Annotated in this window: 3 protein-coding genes; all 3 read left to right on the forward strand. The window is 70.1% G+C overall.

Annotated features, from left to right (window positions below):
• Nucleotides 1-178: 178 nt before the first annotated feature.
• Nucleotides 179-394: a hypothetical protein gene (locus ACFP2V_RS20615; protein WP_332427478.1), complete on the forward strand. Its 216-nt coding sequence runs from the start codon at nucleotides 179-181 to the stop codon at nucleotides 392-394.
• A 70-nt stretch (nucleotides 395-464) separates the two neighbouring features.
• Entirely contained in the window at nucleotides 465-1,211 is a 747-nt protein-coding gene (recO, locus tag ACFP2V_RS20620; protein WP_381214321.1) for a DNA repair protein RecO, read from the forward strand.
• 28 nt (nucleotides 1,212-1,239) lie between these two features.
• Nucleotides 1,240-2,076, forward strand: a complete 837-nt coding sequence (locus ACFP2V_RS20625) for an isoprenyl transferase (protein ID WP_381214324.1) — start codon at nucleotides 1,240-1,242, stop codon at nucleotides 2,074-2,076.
• Nucleotide 2,077 lies beyond the last annotated feature (1 nt).

Raw genomic sequence — 2,077 nt, forward strand, 5'->3', positions numbered from 1 at the left:
GGCAGTGGCCATCGCATGACAGGAACCTCACGAGTCACGAACTACAGCTGCCGTGGCCGTCACTGGGGCTGGACCCGGTGAGTCTTGCGCGGGAGGCGCCCTGTCCGCTCGTCGACCTGGGGCGGTGTTCCGTGGAGACCGCACGGCGGCTCGCGGCCGTGATGGCCGTGGCAGCGCGATGAAGCCGCCGGTCGGTGTGTACGTCGTGGACACCCGGACCGAGAGAGTCGGCATCGTGATGGGACATGAGGGGCCCTACATCCAGCTGAGACCGTACGGCGGCGGCCGGGAGTGGGACGCCGAGCCGGTCGAGGTGCGGCAGGCGACGCCCGCCGAGCGGCTGCGCGCGGCGACCGCGTACGCCAACGCCCGCAGCCGGGGGGAGCTGCCGTGACGCGGGGGCCCGCCGGCCCGGCCCCCCGGGGGGTGCCGCGGGAGCCCGGCGGGTACGCGAGAATGGGCGCATGAGTCTGTTCCGCGACGACGGCATCGTGCTGCGCACCCAGAAGCTGGGTGAAGCGGACCGGATCATCACTCTGCTCACCCGCGGTCACGGGCGCGTACGTGCCGTGGCGAGGGGCGTGCGCCGGACGAAGTCCAAGTTCGGCGCGCGTCTCGAACCGTTCTCCCACGTGGACGTGCAGTTCTTTTCCAAGGGGAGCGAACTGATCGGGCGCGGCCTCCCGCTGTGCACGCAGAGCGAGACCATCGCGCCGTACGGCGGCGGGATCGTCACCGACTACGCCCGCTACACCGCCGGAACGGCCATGCTGGAGACCGCAGAGCGGTTCACCGACCAGGAGGGCGAGCCGGCCGTCCAGCAGTATCTGCTGCTCGTCGGCGCCCTGCGGACCCTCGCCCGCGGCGAGCACACACCGCATCTCGTCCTCGACGCGTTCCTGCTGCGCTCCCTCGCCGTCAACGGCTACGCCCCCAGCTTCGGTGACTGCGCGAAGTGCGGGATGCCCGGACCGAACCGGTTCTTCTCGGTCGCGTCCGGCGGCTCCGTCTGCGCCGACTGCCGGGTGCCCGGCAGCGTCGTACCCTCGCCGCAGGCCCTGGAACTGCTCGGCGCGCTGCTCACGGGAGACTGGGAGACGGCGGACGCGTCCGAGGCGAGGTACGTCCGGGAGGGGAGCGGGCTGGTGTCCGCGTACCTCCACTGGCACCTGGAGCGCGGGCTGCGCTCCCTGCGGTATGTCGAAAAGTAACGAACACCTTGAGGGAGACGAGAAGCACATGGCCGTACGCGGGTTCCTGGGGCGTCAGCGCCGGGAGTACAAGACGCCGGTACCGCACCCCTCCGGCGCGCGGCCCCCGAAGTTCCCCAGCGAGCTGGTCCCCAAGCACGTGGCGATCGTGATGGACGGCAACGGCCGCTGGGCCAAGGAGCGGGGCCTGCCGCGCACCGAGGGGCACAAGGTCGGCGCGGAGCGCGTGCTGGACGTGCTCCAGGGCGGGATCGAGATGGGCGTCGGCGCCATCTCGCTGTACGCCTTCTCCACCGAGAACTGGAAGCGCTCGCCGGACGAGGTGCGTTTCCTGATGAACTTCAACCGCGACTTCATCCGCAAGTCCCGGGAGGAGCTCGACGAGCTGGGTGTGCGGGTGCGCTGGGTGGGGCGGATGCCCAAGCTGTGGAAGTCGGTCGCCAAGGAACTCCAGATCGCGCAGGAGCAGACCAAGGACAACGACCGGCTCACCCTGTACTTCTGCATGAACTACGGCGGCCGCGCCGAGATCGCCGACGCGGCGCAGGCGCTGGCCGAGGACGTGAAGGCGGGGCGTCTCGACCCGGCGAAGGTCAACGAGAAGACGCTGCAGAACTACATGTACTACCCGGACATGCCGGACGTGGACCTGTTCCTGCGGCCGAGCGGTGAGCAGCGCACGTCCAACTACCTGCTGTGGCAGAGCGCCTACGCGGAGATGGTCTTCCAGGACGTCCTGTGGCCGGACTTCGACCGCCGGGACCTGTGGCGCGCGTGCCTCGAATTCGCCTCCCGCGACCGCCGCTTCGGCGGCGCGATCCCGAACGAGGAACTGCTCGCCATGGAGGGCAAGCAGGAGCAGTGAG

The sequence above is a fragment of the Streptomyces incanus genome (assembly GCF_042656345.1).
In the GTDB taxonomy this organism is placed as follows: Bacteria; Actinomycetota; Actinomycetes; order Streptomycetales; family Streptomycetaceae; genus Streptomyces; species Streptomyces incanus.

Bases quoted from the DNA above. Each gene is read 5' to 3' on its own strand.
- ACFP2V_RS20615 (WP_332427478.1), top strand. From the start codon at position 179: ATGAAGCCGCCGGTCGGTGTGTACGTCGTGGACACCCGGACCGAGAGA.
- ACFP2V_RS20625 (WP_381214324.1), top strand. From the start codon at position 1,240: ATGGCCGTACGCGGGTTCCTGGGGCGTCAGCGCCGGGAGTACAAGACG.
- recO (WP_381214321.1), top strand. From the start codon at position 465: ATGAGTCTGTTCCGCGACGACGGCATCGTGCTGCGCACCCAGAAGCTG.